This window comes from Sphingopyxis sp. (assembly GCF_035250425.1).
Classification (GTDB): domain Bacteria; phylum Pseudomonadota; class Alphaproteobacteria; order Sphingomonadales; family Sphingomonadaceae; genus Sphingopyxis.
Map to the genome: position 1 here is coordinate 1 of NZ_DATFFD010000218.1, position 21,989 is coordinate 21,989.

The 21,989-nt window shown below is 67.3% G+C and carries 20 protein-coding genes; 14 read left to right on the forward strand and 6 right to left on the reverse strand.

Annotated features, from left to right (window positions below; translation table 11 throughout):
- Positions 1-891, forward strand: an 891-nt coding sequence (locus tag VJ811_RS12925) for a hypothetical protein (protein WP_324072949.1), incomplete at its 5' end; no start/stop codon positions are given.
- A 247-nt stretch (positions 892-1,138) separates the two neighbouring features.
- Here VJ811_RS12925 and VJ811_RS12930 read toward each other — a convergent pair.
- Together VJ811_RS12930 and VJ811_RS12935 are read right to left on the reverse strand one after the other, a co-directional pair.
- Positions 1,139-1,765 (reverse strand): class I SAM-dependent methyltransferase, encoded by a 627-nt coding sequence (locus tag VJ811_RS12930; protein WP_324072951.1) that lies wholly within the window; start codon positions 1,763-1,765, stop codon positions 1,139-1,141.
- Positions 1,762-2,766 carry an SRPBCC family protein gene (locus VJ811_RS12935; RefSeq protein WP_324072953.1) on the reverse strand — a complete coding sequence of 335 codons (1,005 nt, stop codon included), beginning with the start codon at positions 2,764-2,766 and terminating at the stop codon, positions 1,762-1,764. The genes VJ811_RS12930 and VJ811_RS12935 overlap by 4 nt, the downstream gene beginning before the upstream one ends.
- A gap of 97 nt (positions 2,767-2,863) precedes the next feature.
- On the opposite strand from VJ811_RS12935, the gene trxB reads away from it, so the two are divergent.
- Positions 2,864-3,829, forward strand: coding sequence for a thioredoxin-disulfide reductase (trxB, locus tag VJ811_RS12940; RefSeq protein ID WP_324072955.1), 966 nt, complete (start codon positions 2,864-2,866; stop codon positions 3,827-3,829).
- 226 nt (positions 3,830-4,055) lie between these two features.
- On the opposite strand, the gene VJ811_RS12945 is transcribed toward trxB, so the two are convergent.
- From VJ811_RS12945 to VJ811_RS12960, 4 genes are read right to left on the reverse strand one after another with little or no spacing between them, the layout of a single operon-like run.
- The gene (locus VJ811_RS12945; RefSeq protein ID WP_324072957.1) at positions 4,056-4,853 is read right to left on the reverse strand and encodes a hydrolase 1, exosortase A system-associated; all 798 of its coding nucleotides are present in this window, start codon (positions 4,851-4,853) and stop codon (positions 4,056-4,058) included.
- On the reverse strand, positions 4,838-5,506 hold the full coding sequence (locus tag VJ811_RS12950) for a hypothetical protein (protein ID WP_324072959.1): 669 nt from the start codon (positions 5,504-5,506) through the stop codon (positions 4,838-4,840). The genes VJ811_RS12945 and VJ811_RS12950 overlap by 16 nt, the downstream gene beginning before the upstream one ends.
- Positions 5,507-5,520: 14 nt before the next feature.
- A complete protein-coding gene (locus tag VJ811_RS12955; protein ID WP_324072960.1) occupies positions 5,521-5,799 on the reverse strand; it encodes an acyl carrier protein in 279 nt (92 codons plus the stop codon).
- A complete protein-coding gene (locus VJ811_RS12960) occupies positions 5,796-6,791 on the reverse strand; it encodes a GNAT family N-acetyltransferase (protein ID WP_324072963.1) in 996 nt (331 codons plus the stop codon). The genes VJ811_RS12955 and VJ811_RS12960 overlap by 4 nt, the downstream gene beginning before the upstream one ends.
- 35 nt (positions 6,792-6,826) lie before the next feature.
- Here VJ811_RS12960 and VJ811_RS12965 point away from each other — a divergent pair, with 35 nt between their 5' ends.
- The 12 genes from VJ811_RS12965 to asnB all read left to right on the forward strand — a co-directional run.
- Positions 6,827-8,365: an acyl-CoA ligase (AMP-forming), exosortase A system-associated gene (locus tag VJ811_RS12965; protein WP_324072964.1), complete on the forward strand. Its 1,539-nt coding sequence runs from the start codon at positions 6,827-6,829 to the stop codon at positions 8,363-8,365.
- 174 nt (positions 8,366-8,539) lie between these two features.
- The gene (locus VJ811_RS12970) at positions 8,540-9,769 is read left to right on the forward strand and encodes a pyridoxal-dependent decarboxylase, exosortase A system-associated (RefSeq protein ID WP_324072966.1); all 1,230 of its coding nucleotides are present in this window, start codon (positions 8,540-8,542) and stop codon (positions 9,767-9,769) included.
- Positions 9,770-9,942: 173 nt separating this feature from the next.
- Positions 9,943-10,599 (forward strand): XrtA/PEP-CTERM system exopolysaccharide export protein, encoded by a 657-nt coding sequence (locus VJ811_RS12975; protein WP_324072968.1) that lies wholly within the window; start codon positions 9,943-9,945, stop codon positions 10,597-10,599.
- A 46-nt stretch (positions 10,600-10,645) separates the two neighbouring features.
- Positions 10,646-12,187 carry an XrtA system polysaccharide chain length determinant gene (locus VJ811_RS12980; protein ID WP_324072970.1) on the forward strand — a complete coding sequence of 514 codons (1,542 nt, stop codon included), beginning with the start codon at positions 10,646-10,648 and terminating at the stop codon, positions 12,185-12,187.
- Between the two features lie 14 nt (positions 12,188-12,201).
- Positions 12,202-13,227: a P-loop NTPase gene (locus VJ811_RS12985; protein WP_324072972.1), complete on the forward strand. Its 1,026-nt coding sequence runs from the start codon at positions 12,202-12,204 to the stop codon at positions 13,225-13,227.
- The gene (locus tag VJ811_RS12990; protein WP_324072974.1) at positions 13,227-14,939 is read left to right on the forward strand and encodes a hypothetical protein; all 1,713 of its coding nucleotides are present in this window, start codon (positions 13,227-13,229) and stop codon (positions 14,937-14,939) included. The genes VJ811_RS12985 and VJ811_RS12990 overlap by 1 nt, the downstream gene beginning before the upstream one ends.
- A 22-nt stretch (positions 14,940-14,961) precedes the next feature.
- Positions 14,962-16,248 carry an XrtA/PEP-CTERM system-associated ATPase gene (locus VJ811_RS12995; protein WP_324072976.1) on the forward strand — a complete coding sequence of 429 codons (1,287 nt, stop codon included), beginning with the start codon at positions 14,962-14,964 and terminating at the stop codon, positions 16,246-16,248.
- A gap of 45 nt (positions 16,249-16,293) precedes the next feature.
- Positions 16,294-17,154, forward strand: coding sequence for an XrtA system polysaccharide deacetylase (locus tag VJ811_RS13000; RefSeq protein WP_324072979.1), 861 nt, complete (start codon positions 16,294-16,296; stop codon positions 17,152-17,154).
- On the forward strand, positions 17,151-18,215 hold the full coding sequence (locus VJ811_RS13005; RefSeq protein ID WP_324072981.1) for a FemAB family XrtA/PEP-CTERM system-associated protein: 1,065 nt from the start codon (positions 17,151-17,153) through the stop codon (positions 18,213-18,215). Before VJ811_RS13000 ends, VJ811_RS13005 begins: the two co-directional genes overlap by 4 nt.
- Entirely contained in the window at positions 18,215-19,420 is a 1,206-nt protein-coding gene (locus tag VJ811_RS13010) for a TIGR03087 family PEP-CTERM/XrtA system glycosyltransferase (RefSeq protein ID WP_324072983.1), read from the forward strand. Before VJ811_RS13005 ends, VJ811_RS13010 begins: the two co-directional genes overlap by 1 nt.
- A complete protein-coding gene (gene xrtA, locus VJ811_RS13015; RefSeq protein WP_324072987.1) occupies positions 19,417-20,895 on the forward strand; it encodes an exosortase A in 1,479 nt (492 codons plus the stop codon). Before VJ811_RS13010 ends, xrtA begins: the two co-directional genes overlap by 4 nt.
- A gap of 13 nt (positions 20,896-20,908) precedes the next feature.
- The coding region (gene asnB / locus VJ811_RS13020; protein ID WP_324072989.1) for an asparagine synthase (glutamine-hydrolyzing) at positions 20,909-21,989 on the forward strand (1,081 nt) is incomplete at its 3' end.

Consider the following 21,989-nt stretch of genomic DNA (forward strand, 5'->3'; position numbering starts at 1 on the left):
GCGAGCTATCACTGGACGCCAAAGCTCCAGCGCGATTTCCTCGACCATCTCGCGGTCACCGGCTCGGTGCGCATCGCCGCGACGCGCGTCTCGATGTCGCCGAGCGCCGCCTATCAACTCCGCCGCCGGCCCGAGGGTGCGGCTTTTTCGCTCGGCTGGGCCGCGGCGCTGCTCATCGCGCGCGACCGGCTCGCCGATGAACTGCTCGACCGCGCGATCTACGGGGTGGAGGAGAGCACCGAACGCCTGAGCGAAGCCGAAACGCAGCGCGCCTTTACCAAGCGCCGCCGCCAGATCCCCAGCCTCGGCCTCGCGATGCTCGCGCGCCTCGACCGCGCTGTCGATATCCGCGCCCGCGCGGGCGAGGCGATGCTGGCGCAGATCGTCGCGGGCGACTGGGCGGGGTTCCTGTCGCTCTTCGACATCGAAGGTGAAGGTCATAATGCCGCGCTCGGCTGCTGGCTCGCGGGCCGCGACAACCGCGCCAACCCGCTCGCGACGCTGTGGCGCGATACCCCGATCGCGCGTGAAGTTGCGCACTTTTCCGCCGGTCTGGACGACGAGCCCGAAGCCGAACCGACCCCCGAGGAGGAAGCCGAAGCGATGACGATCTGGGCCGACGAGGAAACCGGCGAATGGCGCACCAACTTCCCGCCGCCGGAGGATTATGTCGGGATCGAGGAAGGCGAGTTCGGCGACGAGGGTTATGAACGCACGCTCGACATCACCGAAACGGAAGCGTGGGAATCGGCGCGTGCCGAAGCCTTCGCCCCGCTGCGCAAGGCGGGCGAAATCGCACGCTGCGCCTTTTTCGGGCTGCCGATGCCAGCGAATGACGCTGAAATCGAAGAAGAAAAGGGGTCACGCGAAGACGCGAAGGCGCGAAGCTAAGCAGAAGATCGCCGTCGGGCGCCTTGAATTCGACGCTGCGGCCCAAAAGGCGGGTTGAAGGCGGGCCGACGCTCTCGCTCCGCGCCAACCTTTTCGCGTCTTCGCGTGAACCTGATCCTCCCCGTCGCGAAGCAATGGGGAGGTGGCGGCACCCTTCGACTGCCTTGCGGGCGCTCAGGATAAACTGCGCCAAAGACGCAGCGCTGACGGAGGATCCATGGCGCGACGTCGTCGCCTTCGCCCATCGTCAGCCCAGCACCCGCGCCGCGCCATATTCGACCCACCCGAACGGCCGCGGCGTCTTCGGCATATAGGAGGCGCCATGCCGGTCGACCGCAAAACCCGCCTTTTCATAGGCATCGCCGATCGGCCGCGTGAGGTGGCAATTGCCGCCGATGCGTTTCCATATCGGCTCGATCCGCCGCTGCCATTTCGCGACCCCGTCATCGGGCGCGGCGCCATGTTCGAGGAACAGCGCGGTCCCGCCGGGCTTCAGCACGCGGCGAATCTCGCTGAGCACCGCCGCCTGATCGTGAACCGAGCACAGCGTAAATGTGGTAACGACCGTATCGAACGACCCGCTCGCGAACGGCATCGCCTCGCCGATCCCCCCGCGGATATCGGCGTCGATTCCGCGCGCCGCCGCCGCCGCGACGCTCATCGCGAGCAATTCGGGCGAGGGATCGAGCCCGCTGAAGCTGTCGACCTGTCCCGGCCGGTAAAATTCCATGTTGATCCCGCCGCCGCAGCCGAGTTCCAGCACATCGCCGCGCGCGTGCGGCACGACCTTGCTGCGCAGCTTCATTACCTGTCCCTGCGAACAGGCGCATTTGATCAGCCGCGGTACTCCGTGACGGTCCCACCAGCTGCTCATGGCGTTTCTCCCCGCGTGCGATTCTCGATCCGCCCGGCCACGACCGAAAGGACATTGTCTTGAATATCACCCAATATGCGCTCGCCCCACCAGCCGGCATAGGCGTTGAACGGGGTGGCGAGGTGATAGCGCGTCCACAGCCGGATTCTGGTCCGGCCGCCGGCCAGCGGAATCAGGCGATAGCCGCCGCTGTCGATCCACAAATGGCGGCCGTGCGGTTCGATATGCCGGTCGGTGCGCTGGTGGATCGACGGGTCGGGGAAGGCGAAGCGCCATTGCAACGCCTCGCCCGGCCGCCAGCCGGTGACGATTTCCTGAAAGCGGATATCGTCCTGCCAGCGCGCATCGCGGACCGCGCCGGGGCCTTCGCCCGTCAGATGCGCCGCGACCGGACGCGGCAGGCGCAGCAGGTCCTGGCTGATGTTCCAGCGCCCCTCGTCCGGTGCGATCGCCGGGATGGCGAGCAGGCGCGGCCACACCGCCGCGGCGGGCGCGTCGACGATGATCTCGCGGACCACCGTGCGCGTCTCGCGCGGCGGGGCGACCTGCTGATCGACCAGCAGCGCGAGGAAGGGCAAGAGCAGCAGCGCATGGGCGCGAAAGGTCGCCGGATCGACGCTCCACCGGCTGCGGCGATAAAGATAGACGGGCCAGATGCCGAGATAGCCGAAGCCCACCCAGAAGGGCAGCACCATGACCAGGCACACAACGCCTTCGCGCAGGACAATCGCGCCGATCGCGGTGGCGGCGAACGCCAGCCACAGCGGCACCGCCAGAAAAGTGCCCCGCGACCAGCGGCGCCCGATGCTTCCGGCCCAGGCGATGAAGGCCGACAGCGCGGCGGGCAGTACCACCATCAGCGCATAGCCGATCGCGCCGCCCGCTCCCGCCTCGGCCATCATATAGACGGCAAATGCGGCGGCGAGCGCGACGAGGATCGCGGCAACAAATCTCCAATTGTCGCGGCGCCGCATCGTCGGCACCGTTTCGCGATCGTTCATTGTCACGCGGGCTCCCTCTTGGCGTGTAGCCTGTCCCTTGCTAGCGCGGTTGGCAACACCCATCTGTGCCTGTCCGCACCGCCAACGAAAGATCGTCATGCCCGCCGTCCATCACACCAAGATGCTCATCCTCGGTTCCGGCCCCGCCGGCCTGTCGGCCGCCATTTACGCCGCGCGCGCGGGCATGATGCCGATCGTCGTGCAGGGGCTGCAACCCGGCGGCCAGCTGACGATCACCACCGACGTCGAAAACTACCCCGGCTTTGCCGAGGTCGTGCAAGGCCCCTGGCTGATGGAACAGATGACCGCGCAGGCGATGCACGTCGGGACAGCCATGATCTGGGACACGATCGTCGACGTCGACCTGTCGCGCCGCCCGTTCAAGCTCACCGGCGACGGCGGCGACGTCTATATGGCCGAAACGCTCGTCATCGCGACGGGCGCGCAGGCGAAATGGCTCGGCGTGCCGGGCGAGCAGGAACTCGGCGGCAAGGGCGTTTCGGCTTGTGCCACTTGTGATGGCTTCTTCTATCGCGGCAAGAAGGTCGTGGTGATCGGCGGCGGCAACACCGCGGTCGAGGAAGCGCTCTACCTCACCAACCACAGCGAAGACGTCACGCTGATTCACCGCCGCGACCATCTCCGCGCCGAAAAGATCCTGCAGGACCGGTTGATGGTCAACCCGAAGATCAAGATACTCTGGAACAAGCGCGTCGATCGTTTCGTCGCGGGCGAGGGCTTGACGGGCCTCGTCGGCGTCGACCTGATCGACACCGTCACCGGCGCGGCGAGCCATGAGCCGACCGACGGCGGCTTCGTCGCGATCGGCCACAGCCCCGCGACCGAACTGTTCAAGGGCAAGCTGCCGCTCGACGACGACGGCTATCTCCAGATCACGCCCGGCACCTCGCTGACCTCGATCCCCGGCGTCTTCGCCGCGGGCGACGTCGCCGACAAGGTGTACCGCCAGGCGGTGACCGCCGCGGGCATGGGCTGCATGGCCGCGCTCGACGCCGAACGCTTCCTCGCCGAAGCCGAATATCACGCGATGGCCGACGCCTGAGGAGCGTAACGGCGGGTTACGACCGGTAGCGGACGTTTTAGTTCCTCCCCGGAACGGGGAGGGGGACCGCCGCGAAGCGGTGGTGGAGGGGTCGGGACGGTGCGTCTTGACGAGAGGTTTCGACCCCTCCGTCAGCCCTGCGGGCTGCCACCTCCCCGGTCCGGGGAGGAACTGACTACGTCCGCTCCCCACCCCAAAACAGACGCGGGGTGCCGGCCGCACAAGACTATCGTCCCAATGTTTCCAATATCCGCTCGACCAGCCACTCCGCATCGTCGCCGGCAAAGCTGTGCGACGGACTGGCAAGGCGCTGGACGGGCAAGCGGGTCAACGAAACCGGACAGTTTTCCATAAAGGCCTGCGCGGTCCGGTCGCCCGTCGCGAGCAGGATCGTCGCGGGCGGACCGAGTTGGACCACCGCCCGATCGATCCGTGCCGCCAAACTATCGGGCGCAGCGGGCAGGGCTGGCGCCTTGAGCGCCGAAAGCCCGCGAAACAGCTTCCGGAAATCCACCTCGCCCTTGACCAGCCGCAGCAGGCTCTTCGGGTCCTTCAACCGCGACAGATAGCGCGCCCGGATCGCCGCAGCAGGGGGCAGCGCGGGCTCGTCCGCTTCCTCGGCGTCGCCGTCATAAGTCCACGGATTGGCCACGATCAGCCCATCGAGCGCCAGCGGCTGGTGAAGCAACAACGCGCTCGCCGCATCGCAATTGCCGAAGCCGACGATGCGCGTCACATGCGGCGCCGCCCCGCGAAACGCCGCAATCGCCGCCCCAATATCGGGTCCGCTGCTTTCGAAGCCGCCGTTCGCGCCTTCGCTGTCGCCGATCCCTCGCCGGTCGAAACGGAATACCGGATAACCTGCCGCCGCGACCCGCGCCGCCAGCATCGCCATCCCGCGATGCGCGCCGCTGCGAATCTCGTTCCCGCCCGACACGATCAGCAGGCCGGTCGAACCCGCCGCCTCGTCGAGGCTCGCGGCGAGCGCCGCGCCTTCGCAGGCAAAGCTCAGCTGATGCCGCATGTCTTGCTCCACGCGGAAATGTCGGCGGCGATCGCCGCCGCCATCGCGGCATCCTCGCCCGGTTCGGCGCGCAGCCACAGCGGTGTTCCGGCGATGCCATCGATGCCCAGGCCAACACTGCGCAAAGGTTCGACCGGCTGCGCCTCGCTCGCGCCGAGCTGCGCGACCATTTGCGGGGACAATCGGTTGCCCGCGACCAGCAGCGGCCCGGTCTTCGCCGCTTCCTGCAAGCTTTCGAGCGAAGAGGTCAGTCCGGCCTCGCGGTCGGCGCTTACCCGCGCCCGCATCAGGGTGCGGAGCAGCGACGCTCCGCCGACGGGCGCTAGGCGCCACCAGGCCGCGGCTTTCACCCGGTGATCGATCAACGCGCCGCCGCGAACCGATGCGACAAGGATCGGGCCATCGACGCCCGCCGCAACCTCGGCAAGCGCGTCCTGCCAGCGCGCCAGGTCGACCTGCTCCAACGGCACAGGGCTCTCATTCTGCCCCGGAAGGTCGGGCAGCAACGCCGCAAATCCATCGGCCGCCAGCGCGCGCATCGCGAGCACCAATGTGCGGCGCGTGCGGTTCGCTTCCTCGAACAGCGGCGGGACGATCAGGATGGTGGCGCGGGACGTGCCCGCTGGGTCGATGCGCAATCGATGTTCACCCATGCGCGCATCCGGGCTCAGTCGGTCACTTTGCGCAGCGAAAAGGCGAGCAAATTGCCGTAGGTTTCAAAGATTTCGCCATCGATCTCGTCATCGTCGATGAGGATGCCCAGCCGGTCTTCCATCTCGGTCAGCACCGTCGCGACCGCCATCGAATCGAACTCGGGCAGTTCGCCGAACAGGCCGCTGTCCTCGGTCAGCGCCGCGGCGCGCGCTTCGCCGAGGCCGAGCACGTCGGCGAGCAGGGCACGAAGGGTGGCGTCGACGCCGGATGCTTTGGGCGTGGCTTCGGTCATGAGTCTTTCCTGAACAGCGAATGGAGGAATGCCTTCAATGCCGGCCCCCATGCCGCGAGCCGCGATGGATTGAAAGCCTCGATACGCCACAGCGGGTCGTGGCGGTTCATCCAGTCGCGTTTGTACCCGTCGTTGCCGGTGCCGAAATCGATGCGCTTCACGCCGTCGACCTCGATCACATGGCGGAACAGCGCGGCGGACAGCAAGGTGCCGGGGGAGGCTTTCAGGCTGTCCTCGACATGCGCGAGCTTGTGAATGAAGGCGGTGCCGTCCTCGACGGTCCAATATTGCGCGGCGACGGGCACGCCGTCGATGCGTGCGATCCCCATGCGGAAAGTGCCGCGCGCATTTTCCATTTCGGCAAAGGCGCGCAGCAGCGCGGGGTCGCCTTCCTCCGGCTTCCAGCTTGCGGCGTAGATTTGTTCGTAAACGGCCCAGCTTCCCGGATCGAAATCGGTGAGCAGCTGGATATCGACCACGCCCTTCTTCGCCTTGCGCTGGACCGTATTGCGCAGCGCGCCGGGCCGGCTCGCCCACCAGGCGTCATGGTCCATCTCGCCCAGGTCGAGCCAGTGCCGGTCGCCGGCGGGCACCGTCTTCACCCACCAGCCCGCGGCGCGCAGCGCGGCGGCCAGCGCATCGGGGTCGACAACAGGATAGAGCATCAGCCGCGCGGCCTGTCGGCGAAGATCGGCGAAGAGCGCGCGAAGGGCGCCGCCGCGATCATCGCCGCCGTCGAAAAGCGGGCGGATCGAAAAACTGTACCAGTTGGTCAGGCCGGCCAGATCGCCCGGCGCCTCGACCCGCAGCGGCAGCCATGCGTTCGTCGTGCCGGCGATGCCCCGCGCGTCGATTCGGCCATGGCCCGCAAAACCATGCGCGGTGAGCAGGTCGAACCACTCCGCGCGGTCGAACGGCGAAGCAAAGCCCGCTGCGCGCGCTGTGGCGGGCAGCCGCTCATCATTAGCGTGATGTTCACCGTTCCCTTGCATGGTGCCGCCCTCTATCACTCCTGTCCTAACAGCCGATGACCAAAGCCGAAAACACATCTTCAAGGCCGATCGACCATCTCGCCCGCCGCGGCGCGCCGGACGCGGCTGCGCTGCTGACCGGCGATCGGGTCACCACCTTCGCCGATCTCGACGCCGGCGTCGGACGGCTGGCGTCATGGCTGCTCGAACAGGCCGGCGGGCCGGGCGAACGCGTCGCGAGCTGGAGCGCCAAGACGCGGCTCGCCTGCCTGATGCCGCTCGCCGCGGCGCGCGCGGGGCTGATCCATGTGCCGGTCAATCCGCTGCTCAAGGCGCCGCAGGTCGCGCATATCCTGTCCGACAGCGGCGCGAAACTGCTCGTCACCAATGGCGCGCGCGCCGAGATGCTCGGCGATGGCCTGCCCGACGAATGCGTGGTGCAGGATCTGAAGATCGGCGAGGAAGTGATTGATTCGGGCGGACAGGGACTTCCGCTCTCGCTCGCCGAACCCGACGATCTCGCCGCCATCCTCTACACCAGCGGCTCGACGGGGCGGCCCAAAGGCGTGATGCTCAGCCACGCGAATTTGTGGCTCGGTGCCGAAAGCGTCGCATCATACCTCAAGATCGTCCCTGAAGACCGCGTGCTCGCCGTTCTCCCGCTCAGCTTCGATTATGGCCAGAACCAGCTGCTTTCGAGCTGGTATGCCGGCGCCGCGGTCGCGCCGCTCGATTATCTGACCGCGCGTGACGTCGTGAAGGCGGTGGCGCGGCACAAGGCGACGACGCTCGCGGGCGTGCCGCCGCTCTGGGTGCAACTCGTCGAGGCCGAATGGCCCGCCGAAACGGCGGCCTGTCTGAAACGCCTGACCAACAGCGGCGGCGCGCTGACGCCTTCGCTGATCGATGCGATGCGCGGAACTTTCCCCGACGCCGACATCTATCCGATGTATGGGCTGACCGAGGCGTTCCGCTCGACGTACCTCGACCCGAAATTCGTCGCCGACCATCCAACCTCGATGGGCCGCGCGATCCCGCATGCCGAGATATTGGTGTGCCGTCCCGACGGCACGATCACCGCCGACGAAGAATCGGGCGAGCTCGTCCATTGCGGCCCGCTCGTCGCCAAAGGCTATTGGCAGGACGACGAACGCACCGCGCAGCGCTTCAAACCCGCGCCACGCGCGTCCGAATATGGCGGCATGGCGGTGTGGTCGGGCGACACGGTGCGCCGCGACGCCAACCATCTCCTCTATTTCGTCGGCCGTGCAGACGCGATGATCAAGACCGCGGGCAACCGCGTCAGCCCGACCGAGGTCGAGGATGTCGCGGTCGCTTCGGGGCTGATCTACGAAGCCGTCGCATTCGGCGTTCCCGACCTGCGGCTCGGCGCCGCGATTATCCTGATCATCCGCGGCAAGGATGGCGCTGCGGACGAGGAGGGGCTGGCGGCCTATCTCCGCCAGAACCTCCCCAATTTCATGCAGCCGCAGGCGATCGAGTGGCGCGATGCCCTGCCGCGCAATCCCAATGGCAAGCTCGACCGCGTGGCGATCGCCGCCGATTGGGCGAAGGAGCATGGCCATGGCAAATAAGTCCGTTCGCATCGAGCGAAGTCGAGATGCCCCTCGGTCAAGCGCTGCGCCGATGGGTGTCTCGACTTCCGGCGAATGCCTGAAGTTTATCCTGAGCGCCTGCAAGGCAGTCGAAGGGCTCGACACGAACGGGTTGGGAAAGCTGAATGGTCGGCCGACATCGAAGGTGATTGCATGAAGCCCCACGGCCCGATCCCCCCCGGCTTCCGCGCCGACCCCAGCGGCATGCTGCTGATCGGCGGTGACCGCGCGGAGGCGCTCGCCGACGTCGCGGGCGACACACCGCTGTTCGCCTATGACAGCACGATGCTCACCGCGCGCGTCGCCGAATGGCGCGCCGCGATGCCCGCCGGGGTCCAGCTTCACTATGCGATGAAGGCGAACCCCTATGCGCCTTTGCTCGCCTTCATGGCGCGGCTCGTCGACGGGTTCGACGTCGCCTCGGGCGGCGAGCTCAAGGCCGCGCTCGCCAGCGGCATGCCGGCGGGCGACGTCAGCTTCGCCGGCCCCGGCAAGCGCGACCGCGAGCTCGAAGCGACGATCACCGCCGGCGCGACGCTCAATCTCGAATCCGCGGGTGAGGCCGAACGGGCGTTGTCAATCGCCGAACATCTCGGCCTGACGCCCAGCCTCGCCGTGCGCGTCAATCCCGACTTCGACCTCAAGGGGTCGGGCATGAAGATGGGCGGCGGCGCCAAGCCCTTCGGGGTCGATTCCGCCGAGGTTCCGGCATTGGTGCGGCGCCTGATCGATGCCGGTGCCGACTGGCAGGGCTTCCATATTTTCGCGGGATCGCAGGCGCTTGATGCCGCCGCCATCGCCGATACGCAGGCGCAGACGGTCGCGCTCGCCGCGCGGCTGGCGAACGAGATCGGGGAGACGCCGCCGCTGGTCAATCTCGGTGGCGGGATGGGCGTGCCCTATTTTCCCGGCGACAAGGCGGTCGATGTCGCCGCGGTCGGGGCGGCGCTCGCCGAGACGCTCGGCGCGCGCGATCCGATCCTCGCAAAGAGCCATTTCGCGATGGAGCTTGGCCGCTGGCTCGTGGCCGAGGCGGGGGTCTATCTGACCCGCATCGTCGACCGGAAGACCAGCCACGGCGAAACCTTCCTCGTCACCGACGGCGGCCTCCACCACCAGCTCGCCGCGAGCGGCAATTTCGGCACCGTGATCCGCCGCAACTATCCGATCGCGGTCGCGGGCGCCTTCGGGCGCGAACCCATCGAGACGGTGTCGGTCGTGGGCTGCCTCTGCACCCCGCTCGACCGCCTCGGCGATCAGGTCGCCCTCCCGCGCGCCGAGGCCGGCGACCTCATCGCGATCTTTCAGGCGGGCGCTTATGGCGCGAGCGCGAGCCCCGCGACCTTCCTGGGGCAGGGGCCGGCGCGCGAAATGCTCGTCTGACACGCCTGAATCTGTTCCTTATCGGGACATATTCCGACGAGCGCGGTCCAAACTTAGTTCAATACTAACATTATGTTCACCCTTTTCGAGCAATGGCGGAAGCTGACGCAATGGCTGTCGCCGCGGAGTTTCCGGACCGCGGTTCCCCTGACGGCTCGAAAGGTTGATGGATTATGGCTTCGTTCCCCTCGCTCCGTATCGCGCGTGCCGCGCTCGTGTCGGGCATCGCCGCGACCGCGCTGACGGGCTGCATGGGCGCGGGCGGCAGCGCGCCGCAGCTGCCGAGCGCGAACTTCGTCCAGAATCAGGAAGGGCCGGGCGAGGAATATATCATCGGCCCGCTCGACGAGCTCCAGATATTCGTGTGGCGCAATCCCGAACTCGGCGGCAAGGTCCAGGTCCGCCCCGACGGCCGCATCACCACGCCGCTGATCACCGACATGCCCGCGGTGGGGAAAACTCCCACGATGCTCCAGCAGGATCTCAAGCTCCAGCTCAGCCAATATATCACCGATCCGATCGTCAGCGTGATCGTCACGACCTTTAACAGCACCTTCTCGCAGCAGATCCGCGTCGTCGGCGCGACCGAAAAACCCGCGTCGATTCCGTTCCGCGCCAACATGACCGTGCTCGACGCAATGATTGCAGTCGGCGGGCTGGGCGAATATGCCGCTGGTAACAAAGCGCGACTCGTCCGTTTCGACAAGGGCAGTGGGAAGCAGCAGGAGTTCGGCCTGCGGCTTAATGACCTGATCAAGCGCGGCGACATCAAGGCGAATGTGCGGCTGCAGCCCGGCGATGTGATCATCATCCCCGAAAGCATGTTCTGACCCTGGCCCGCCAACCCACCCATTTCCCAAGGATCGATTTCGAGCGATGACCAGCCTTTACGACGAATTCAGGGTAGCGCTGCACAGCGTCTGGACGCGCCGGTGGCTCGTGCTCGCAGTGGCGTGGGGCATCTGCATCCTCGGCTGGCTGGCGATCGCGTCGATCCCCAACCGCTATGACAGCCGCGCGCGCCTGCTCGTCGACGTCAACGAAATCCTGCCCGACGACGCGCAGATCGGTGGCGGACGCCCGCAGCTCGACCAGATTCGCGAAACGCTGACCAGCGCACGCAATATGGAAAAGGTCGCGGCGACCACCGGCCTGCTCCCCGCCGGCGCGAACGAGCGCGAAAAGGCCGGCGCGGTCGGCATGCTGCAAAAGAGCATCAAGGTCATCCCGCAGCAGGACAATATCTTTGAAATCACGTCGAGCATCGCGGTCGGCAGCCTGTCCGACGCCGACAATGCGAAGCTGGCATCGGGCGTGCTCGACAGCCTGATCACCGTGTTCCGCGACGATCAGCTGCGCGGCGGCCGGATGAACGCGCGCGAGGGGCTGAAATTCCTCGACGCGCAGATCGCCGACCGCGAAAAGGCGCTGCGCGAAGTCGAAGCGCGCCGCGGCGCGTTCGAGGCGCAGAATATCGGCCTGATCCCGGGCGGCAGCGGGTCGCCCGCCCAGCGCGTCGACGCCGCGCGCGCCGAACTCGGCCAGATCGATTCGCAGCTCGTGTCGGCGCAGGCGCAGCTCGCCGCCGCCAACGGCCAGCTCGCCTCGACCCCCGCGACGATCAACATCCCGGGCATGGGCAGCGTCGGCGGCGGCGTCGCGCGCCAGCAGCTTGCGGGCGCGCAAAATGAACTCTCGTCGATGCGCGCACGCGGGCTGACCGACGCGCACCCCGACGTGATCGCGCTCAAGAGCCAGATCGCCTCGCTGAAAGCGATGGCCGACCGCGAAGGCGCGGGCGGCGGCGGTGGCGGCAATTCGCAGAACCCGGCCTATGCCTCGCTGTCGGCGATGCGCGCCGAGCGGCAGGCGACGGTCAGCGCGCTGTCGTCGCGCAAGGCGCAGCTCACCGGCGACATTGCCAGGATCACCTCGCAGCAGATCCAGAACCCCGGCATCGCGGCCGAATACGACCGGATCAACGGCGAATATACCGCGTTCAAGGCGCAGTATGACAAATTGCTCGCGCAGCGCGAACAGGTGCGGATGCGCGGCGAGGTGCAGACCGAAACCGATGCGATCAAGATCGAGTTGCTCGACCCGCCCTCGAAACCGACGAGCCCCGCGGCGCCTAACCGGCCCTTGTTCCTGACGCTCGTCCTGCTCGCGGGTATCGGCGGGGGTGTCGGCGCCGCCTTCGGTCTCGCCCAGGTGCGCACCAGTTACGCGACCGCGGCGAAGCTCGAGCGCGCGAGCGGGCTGCCGGTGATCGGGTCGATCACCGAAGTCGTGACGCCTGACCGCCATCTCGACCGGCGCAAGAAACTCGTCTGGCTGATGAGCGGCGGGGGCGCGCTGGTCGGGCTTTACGCCTTGCTGCTGGTCGTCGAATTCATCCAGCGCGGCATGGTTGCGTGACGGGGGACGATGACATGAACGATCAACGCAAAGTCAAGCGCCCGCCCTCGCTCCTCGAACGCGCAGCCGATATGTTCGGCCTCGACCCCGCCGCCAACGCGCCGACGATCGACGTCTCGAAGCTGCCGCCCGAGCCCGAGAAAAAGGCGAAGAAGGCCAAGGCCGAGCCGGCCACGGAAACCCCGCAGCCCGAAATCCCCGATCCCGTTGTCGAAGCGGCGCTCGCCGTCGAGGCCGCACCAGTCGCTCCCAAGCCGTCGCCGCGCAAGGACGTCGCCAAGGCGGCGCCCGCTATCGTGCCGACGCGGCAAGGAACGATCGACCGTGACCGCCTCGCGGCGCGCGGGATGATCGTGCCGGGCACCCCGGTCACCGGCATCTCCGAAGAATATCGCATCGTGAAGCGCGAACTGATCCGCAATTTCGGCGGCGCCGGCAATCGCCCGATCCTGCCGCGCGGCCACCGCGTGCTGATCGCATCGGCCAATCCGGGCGAGGGCAAGACCTTCTCCGCGGTCAACCTCGCGCTCAGCCTTGCGGTCGAGGCCGATCATGACGTGCTGTTGATCGATGCCGATATCGCCAAGCCGAGCGTGCTCGAAGCGCTCGGGCTCGACGACGGCCCGGGGCTGATGGACGCGCTCGCCGATCCGCATCTGCCGCTCGGCGACTGCCTGATCCAGACCGACATTCCGGGGCTGAAGGTCATGCCCGCGGGCACCGGGCATATGCATGACACCGAACTCCTCGCCTCGGCGCGGACCGAGGCTTTGCTGGCGCAACTCGAACAGGGCGCGCCGGGCCGCATCCTCATCATCGATTCGCCGCCGGTGCTCGCGGCGTCGCCCGCGGCGGTGCTCGCGGGGCATGTCGGGCAGACGATCATGGTCGTGCGCGCCGACGAAACGCTCGAATCGGCGTTGCGCGACGCGATCGGCCTGATGGGCGCATGTCCGCATATCCAGCTGCTCCTCAACGGGGTCAAATATTCGCCGGGCGGCCGCCGCTTCGGCACCTATTACGGACAAGGAGGCGCGTGATGCGCACCACGACCACCATGCGTCATATGGGGACGCTGGCGGCCCTGCTGCTCGCCGGGACGGCGACGGGCGCACATGCGCAATTTTCGGGCGATCCCGGAACGGGCGGCGGCGACGCGCCTTCGGCCGGCGCGCCGGCATCCGAGGGCCGCGCAGCGAAGCGCGCCGAAGGGCGCCGCACGCAGCGAACGGTCGACGTCAGCCCCTATCTCGAAGTCGATCAGATTTTGACCGCCGACCTGAAAAATGGCGGCGACGTGCTGACCTATACCAATGTCGCGGTCGGGGTCGACGCGGCGATCGCGACGAACCGCGCCGAACTGAGCGCCAGCCTGCGCTACGAACATCGCTTCGGATGGAACGGCGATCTCGGCGATTCGGACACGATCAGCGGCCTCGCCCGCGGCCGAATCGAGGCCGCGCGCGGCCTGAATCTCGAAGGCGGCGCGCTCGCCACGCGCACGCGCGCCGACGGGCAGGGCGCCGATCCCGGCCTGTTCATCGGCGACGCCAGCAATGTCGCGAACCTTTATTCACTCTACGCCGGGCCGACCTTCACGCGGCGTATCGGCGGGCTCGACGTCGGGGCGGGCTATCGCTTCGGCTATACCAAGGTCGACATTGACGAGCCGGCGATCCTGTCGCCCGGAACCCAGCCGCAGGATATTTTCGACAGCTCGACCAACCATGTCGCGTGGGCCAGCGTCGGCGCACGGCCGGGCGACCTGCCGTTCGGATGGCAGGTGTCGGGCGGTTACGAGCGCGAGGATGCGAGCCAGCTCGACCAGCGCTACGAGGGCAAATTCGCCCGCGCCGACGTGACGGTGCCGATCGGCCCGACGGTCGCGTTGCTTGGCGGCGTCGGCTACGAAGATATCGAGATCGGCCAGCGCAATCCGGTCGTCGATGCCAATGGCGTCCCCGTGCGCGATGCGAGCGGCCGCTTCATCACCGACAAATCGACCCCGCGCCAGCTGTCGTTCGACACCGACGGGCTGATCTGGGACGCTGGCGTGATGTGGCAGCCCAGCCGCCGCACCTCGCTGACCGCGCGCGTCGGACGTCGTTACGGCGACACCATCTATACGGGCAGCTTCAGCTATCGCGCCGATCATGCGACCTCGATCCAGGTCGGCGTCTATGACGGGCTTTCCAGCCTCGGCCGCGGCTTGTCGAGCGGACTTGCCGCGCTGCCGACGCAATTCGACCCGACGCGCAACCCGATCGGCGGCGACGTCAATCCGTGCGTCTTCGGGCAACAGGGCGGCGGCTGCCTCAGCAACCAGCTCGGCAATGCGACCTCGGCGCAATATCGCAGCCGCGGCGTTCAGGCGACGCTGTCGTCGCGCTTCGCCGGCTGGAGCTACGGCGTCGGCCTCGGCTACGACCAGCGCAAGCTGCTCGCGCCCTTGCTGTCGCCGATCGGCAACCTCAACGGGATCAAGGACGAGAATTATTATCTCTTCGTGTCGGCGGCGCGTCCGCTCGACGCCGATTCCGACCTCTCCTTGTCGGGTTACGTCAATTATTTCGACAATGGCGCGCCGGGTGCGAGCGACGTCCAGTCGGCCGGCCTGACCACATCCTATTCGCGGCGTTTCTGGCGCGGCCTCACGGGGACCGCGGCGGCCAGCCTCAACGCCTTCGACCAAGAAGGCGTCAACAGTCAGCTTATCGGTTCAGCTTTGGTGGGACTTCGTTACAACTTCTGACCAAGCAACGGGAATTTTTGCGATGTACGATCAGTTCTATGGTTTCACCGGGCGTCCGTTCCAGCTGACCCCAGACCCGCATTTCTATTTCGAAAGCGGCACGCACCGGAAGGCGATGTCCTACCTCGGCTATGGCCTTGCGCAGGGCGAAGGCTTCATCGTCATCACCGGCGATGTCGGCGCGGGCAAGACGACGCTCGTCGGCCATCTGATGAACACGATCGACGCCAACCGCCTGACCGCGGTCAAGCTGGTATCGACGCAGGTCGAGGGCGACGATCTTCTGCGCCTCGTCGCCGAACAGTTCGGCATCGAGTGGGAAGGGCAGAGCAAGGCCGAACTGCTGCGCTCGATGGAGCAATATCTGCGCGAACAGGCGCGCGCCGGCCGCCGGACGCTGCTGATCGTCGACGAGGGGCAGAATCTCGCGATCTCGGCGCTCGAAGAGCTGCGCATGCTCTCGAACTTCCAGCTCGGCGGCCATTCGCTGCTGCAGATATTCCTGCTCGGCCAGCCCGAGTTTCGTCAGACGCTCTTCCATTCGCCGACGCTCGAGCAGCTGCGCCAGCGCGTGATCGCGACGCACCACCTCGACCCGATGGAGCCCGAAGAGGTCGAACCCTATATCCTGCACCGTTTGAGCAAGGTCGGCTGGACGGGCAATCCCAGCTTCAGCCCCGACGCATTCGAGGAAATCTTCGATTACAGCGAAGGCGTGCCGCGCAAGCTGAACGTCCTCGTCAGCCGCCTGCTGCTCTATGGCGCGGTCGAACAGATGAACCGCATCACCGCGCAGAATGTGCGCTCGGTCGTCGCCGAGATCGAGGCCGATCGCGGTATCGACGCGGCGACGCTGGCGCCGCTGCCGGTTGCTGAGGTCGTTGCGGCGGCCGCCACCGCGGTCGCACCGACGCCCGCGCCCTTCGCGGTTCCGGCGCCCGCCAACGAAGCGTCGCTCGAATGGCCACAGCGCGCCGCTGAATCCGCCGCCGATGCTCGTCCGCCCTTTTCCGCACCCGCCGACCCCGCGCGCGTCGTCACGCTGACCCCGCCGAAGCCGATGGAACAGCCCGAGGCCGATGTCCTGGAACTCGCACCCGAGGCCGCGGCCGAAGCGCCCGCTCCGGCGGCGCCCGCGATCGACCCCGAACATCTCGCGGCGCTGGAGGGGCAGATCGCCTCGCTCGAGGCGCGGCTCGTCGAACAGGATGCCGCGCTCCGCCGCGTGCTCGACCTCCTGATCGAATGGGTCGAACGCGATCCGGACAATGCCCCGAACCCGGCCAATTCGCGGACCTGGGCCGCCTGACAATCCGGCCAAAATCGGCTATCCCGCTGATGAAGGTGAAGAAAAATGCAGAACGGCCTGTCGGTCGATGTCGAGGACTGGTTCCAGGTCGGCGCCTTTGAGCGCACGATCGACCGCGCCGACTGGCCGAGCCTCGAATGCCGCGTCGAGGCGAATTGCGACGCGGTGCTGCGGATTTTCGCCGATGCGGGCGCGGTGGGCACCTTCTTCACCCTGGGCTGGGTCGCCGAACGCTATCCCGCGCTGATCAGGCGCATCGTCGCGGCGGGACACGAACTCGCCAGCCACGGCTATGACCACAAGCGCGTGTTCAACATGACCGCCGACGAATTCGCCGCCGACCTCAAGCAGACGCAGGCGATCCTCGAAGACCTCGGCGGCGCCAAAATCCGCGGCTATCGTGCGCCGAGCTTCTCGGTCGATACGCGCACGCCGTGGGCGCACGCGGTGCTCGCCGAACAGGGCTATGCCTATTCGTCGAGCGTCGCGCCGGTCGTCCACGACCATTATGGCTGGCCGCAAAGCCCGCGCCATGCCTGGCGCCCGCTGGCCGACAGCGATCTCGTCGAATGGCCCGTCACCACCGCGCGCTTTGCCGGGCGGACATTGGCGGCGGGCGGCGGCGGCTTCATGCGGATGCTGCCCTATGGCTTCACGCGCTGGGCGATCGCGCGGATGAACGAAGAGGGGCATCCGGCCATCCTCTATTTCCACCCGTGGGAAATCGACCCCGGTCAGCCGCGCGTCGCCGATGCGCCGATCAAGTCGAAGATCCGCCACTACAGCGGATTGTCGGCTATGGCCGGCAAGCTAAGGAAATTGCTCGCCGATTTCGAATGGACGCGCGCCGACGCCTTGCTCCCTGGGCAACAGCAGCGTGCGCAGCCTTGGCGCGCGGCGGCGTGAACGCGCCCGTGTCGATCGACCAAAGCTTCACCGCCGCTCCGCTATCCGACACGGCGGCGTGGGACGCCTATGTCGCCGCGCACCCCGACGCGACGCCGTTCCACAGCCGTGCGTGGTGCGAGGCGATCACCAAGGCGACCGGCCATCGCTGCCACCTCGTCATCGCGCGCGACGCGAACGGCGCGCTCATCGGCCTCCTCCCGCTCCACCACATCCGCTCGCCTTTGTTCGGGCAGGCGCTGGTCGGCAGCGGCTTCGCGGTGGGCGGCGGCATCCTCGCCGACAATGCGGCCGTCGCGGCAACGCTGGCGGAGGGCGCGGCCGAAATGGCCCGATCGCTGGGTGTTCCGTCGGTCGAACTGCGCGGCGGCCCGCTACCCGAGGGCGAGGGCTGGACCCGGGAGGAAGGCACCTACGCCGGCTTCGCCCGCGACCTCGCCGCCGATGACGACGCCGAACTCCTCGCCATCCCGCGCAAACAGCGCGCCGAGGTGCGCAAGGCGCTCGAAAGCGGTCTCACCGTCACCACCGGCCGCTCCGAACAGGACCGCGCCGACCATTATCGCATCTACGCGACCAGCGTCCGCAACCTCGGCACTCCCGTTTTCCACAAATCATTGTTTTCGTGCGTAATTGACGCCTTCGGCGACGACGCCGACATCCTCAATGTGCGCAACGATAGAGAAGTTGTGGCCAGCGTCCTCAGCCTCCATTGGCGCGGCACCGTCATGCCCTATTGGGGCGGCGGCACCACCGACGCGCGCCGCCTCCGCGCCAACGAACTCATGTACTTCGCCCTGATGCGCCACGCCCGCGAGCGCGGCCGCACCCGCTTCGATTTCGGCCGCTCGAAACTCGGCACCGGCCCCTTCGCCTATAAGAAGAACTGGGGTTTCGAACCGCACCCGCTCGTCTACGCCCGCTGGCTCGCACCGGGCGAGACTGCGCGCGACACCAATCCGAACAGCGCCAAATACCGGCTGCAAGTCGACCTGTGGAAAAAGCTGCCGCTGTGGGCGGCAAACCGGATCGGCCCGCTGATCGCCCGCGGATTGGGCTGATGCCCGAAATCCTGTTCCTCGTTCACCGCGCGCCCTGGCCCCCCGACCGCGGCGACCGGATCCGCAGCTGGCATATGTTCGAGGCGCTGGCAAAGCTCGCGCCCGTGCATGTCGCGGCGCTCGCCGACAATGCGAGCGAAGCTGCAACAGCGCAGGCAAAAATGGCTCCGCTTTGCGAGAGTCTAAGGATCGAAGAGCGTCGCGCTTCGCGTCCGTTGGCGCTCGCGCAGGCGGTGCTGCACGGTGAACCCGTATCGAACCGTCTGTTCCGTAACGGCGCGCTGGAGCGCCATGTTGCCGGCCTGATCGCGCACGGCGGTATTACGCATATCGTCGCCTTTTCGGGTCAGATGGCGCAATATATTCCGGGTGATTTCGACGGGCGCGTGCTGATGGATTTCGTCGACGTCGATTCCGCCAAATTCGCCACCTACGCCGAACAGGACAAACGCCAGCCGTTGAGCTGGGTTCATGCGCGCGAGGCCCGCGTTCTGGGCGCGTATGAGGCGGAAGTGGCGCGCCGCGTCGATGCCAGCCTGTTCGTGAGCGAAACCGAGGCGGCGCTGTTTCGCAGGCAGGGCGGGCTCGGCGCCGACAAGGTGCGCGCAGTTGAGAATGGCATCGACACCGGCCGGTTCGACCCGGCGATCCCACTCGATGCGGTCGGGGCGGGCGAGGGGCCGCTGGCGGTCTTCACCGGCCAGATGGATTACCGCCCCAACATCGACGCGGTGCGCTGGTTCGCGGCCGACATCCTGCCGCTGATCCGTCAGCGCCACCCGCAAACCAGCTTCGCAATCGTCGGCCGCGCGCCGACCGACGAAGTGCGCGCGCTGGAAAGGCTGCCCGGCGTGACGGTCACCGGCGAGGTGCCCGACGTGCGGCCGTGGCTCGCCGCCGCCGATGCCGTGGTCGCGCCGCTGCTGCTCGCGCGCGGCGTGCAGAACAAATTGCTCGAGGCGATGGCGATGGCGCGGCCGGTCGTCGCGAGTGCCGCTGCCGCCACGGGAATCGACGCGGTTCCGGGCGAGCATCTGCTCGTTGCCGATAATGCCGCGGGCATCGCCGAAGCCGTGTGCGCCCTCTTCGACGACCGCGCGGCGGCCGCGAAGATGGGACAGGCGGCGCGCGCGCGAATGATCGCGCGCTATGGCTGGGAGGCACGCCTTGCACCGCTCGGCGAATTGCTGGGGCTGCCCGCATGACGCGCTGGCAACGCCATCTTGCTGCGCTTGGGCTGCTGTCTGCGGCGATCTTCGCGATCTTCTGGCGCGAGGCCGCCGATGTGGCGGGTATCTGGTGGAACAGCTCGACCTTTACCCATTGCCTGCTGATCGTGCCGATGATCGGGTGGCTGGTGTCGCAGCGCGCCGCGCTGTTGCGGCCGCTGACGCCGGTCTATTGGTGGCCCGCGCTCCTGTGGATGGCGGGTGCGGGGCTGGTGTGGCTGGTCGGCGAGGCCGCGGGGGTCGGCCTGTTCCGCCAGCTCGGCCTTATTCTGATGCTGCAGGGTGCGGTCGCGGCGACGCTCGGCGAAAAGCTCGTGCGCGCATTGCTCTTTCCGCTTGGCTATGCGCTGCTGCTCGTGCCTTTCGGCGAGGAACTGGTGCCGCTGCTCCAGACGCTCACCGCGTATATCAGCGTGGTCCTGCTCCATTTGTCGGGCATTCCAGCGGAGATGGAAGGCGTGTTCATTACCACGCCCGCCGGCTTCTTCGAGGTCGCCGAAGCCTGTTCGGGGGTCAATTTCCTGATCGCGATGCTCGCTTTTGCGGTGTTCGCGGCGCATCTCTGTTTCCGCAGCTGGACGCGGCGGATCGTCTTTGTCGTGGCTGCGCTGGCGACAACAATCCTCGCGAATGCTCTGCGTGCTTATGGGACGATGGTCGCCGCCGAAATCTGGGGGATCGAGGCGGCGGGCGGGATCGACCATATCTTCTATGGCTGGTTTTTCTTCGGCGGCGTGATCCTGCTCGTCATGCTCGTCGCGCGCCGCTGGTTCGACCGGCCGGCGAACGACGCTGCGGTCGATGTGCGCGGATTGGGCGGGGTGCCGCGCTTTGCCGGGCGAGCGAAAGCGGTGCTGCCGGTCGCACTCGCGGTTCCGTTGCTGTCCGTCGGCTGGGCTCATTTGGTTGGCGGACGTAGCGCACCTTTGCCCGATACGATGGCGGTCGAAGCGCCACCGGGCTGGGACGAGGCGCGCGTCGAAGCCATGGAATGGCAGCCGCGCTTCGATGGCGCCGATCGAAGGCTGCTGCGCCAGTTCGCCAACGGCAGGGGGCAGGTGGTGACCGTCGCGATCGGCGGGTACGAGCGCCAGGCGGAAGGCCGAGAGGTCGTCGCGTTCGGGCAAGGCGCGATCGACCCCGACAGCAAATGGGCATGGAGCGCCTCGCTGTCCGCGGTCGAGGGCGCGAAGACCGAGCGGTTGCTGCACCCCGGTCCGGTGCTGCGGGACGCCGCCACTTGGTACGTCGTTGACGGCGATGTGACCGGCGATCCGCGCCGCGCGAAACTTGCCGGGCTCAAGGCGCGCTTGCTTGGCGGCGACCCGCGCGCATTGTCGCTGATCATATCGAGCGAGGAGCGGCGCGGCGGTCGCAATGCGATAGAAGATTTCCTTTCCGCGTCGGGCGGAGTCAATGCAATGGCTGACCGCGCGCTGAAAACGCGTTAAGGGCGGTTCCTATATGTGTGGGATCGCCGGCATCTATCATCTGGAAACGGCGAAACCGGTCGATCCGGCGCGCCTGCGCGCGATGCTCCAGCCGATGCTGCACCGCGGCCCCGACGGATCGGGCGAGTGGACCGCGCCCGGCGTCGGGCTCGGCCATCTTCGCCTCTCGATCATCGATATCGCGGGCAGCCCGCAACCGATGGCGAGCGACGACGAGATCGTCACGCTCACCTATAATGGCGAAATCTATAATTTCCGCGAGCTGCGCGCCGAGCTCGAGGATCGCGGTCACCGCTTCCGCACCAGTGGCGATACCGAAGTCATCATCGCGGCGTGGCGCCAATGGGGCTCCGATTGCCTGTCGCGGCTCAACGGCATGTTCGCCTTTGCGATCCACGATCATCGGCGCGGCTGCCTGTTTCTTGCGCGCGACCGGCTGGGGGTGAAGCCGCTCCATTATGTCCGCTTGTCCGATGGATCGGTCGCGTTCGCGTCGGAACTCAAAGGGCTGCTCCGCAATCCGCTGCTGCGTCAGGAAGCCAATCTGACCGCGATCGAGGATTTTCTCGCTTTCGGTTATGTCCCCGACGACAATTGCATCGTCGCGGGGGTGCAGAAACTGCCCGCGGGCCATTATCTGCTGCTCGAACGCGGCAAGCCCGTGCCCGCGCCGACCCGCTGGTGGGCGCCCGATTTTTCGAAGCGGATCCGCGCGAGCGAGGGCGAGGCCGCCGAGCATCTCGTCCACCTGATGCGCGCCGCGGTGACCGATCGCATGGTCTCCGACGTGCCGCTCGGCGCGTTCCTGTCGGGCGGGGTCGACAGCAGCGCGGTCGTCGCGCTGATGGCCGAGGCGAGCCAAAAGGCGGTCAAGACCTGCACGATCGGGTTCGACCAGGCCGCGCTCGACGAGACCGCCTATGCCCAGCAAATCGCCGAGCGTTTCGCGACCGATCACCGCACGCGCACCGTGGCCGCGAGCGACTTCGACCTCGTCGACCGCATCGCCGACATGTTCGACGAACCCTTCGCCGACGCGAGCGCGCTGCCGACCTACCGCGTGTGCGAACTCGCGCGCGAGGAAGTCACCGTCG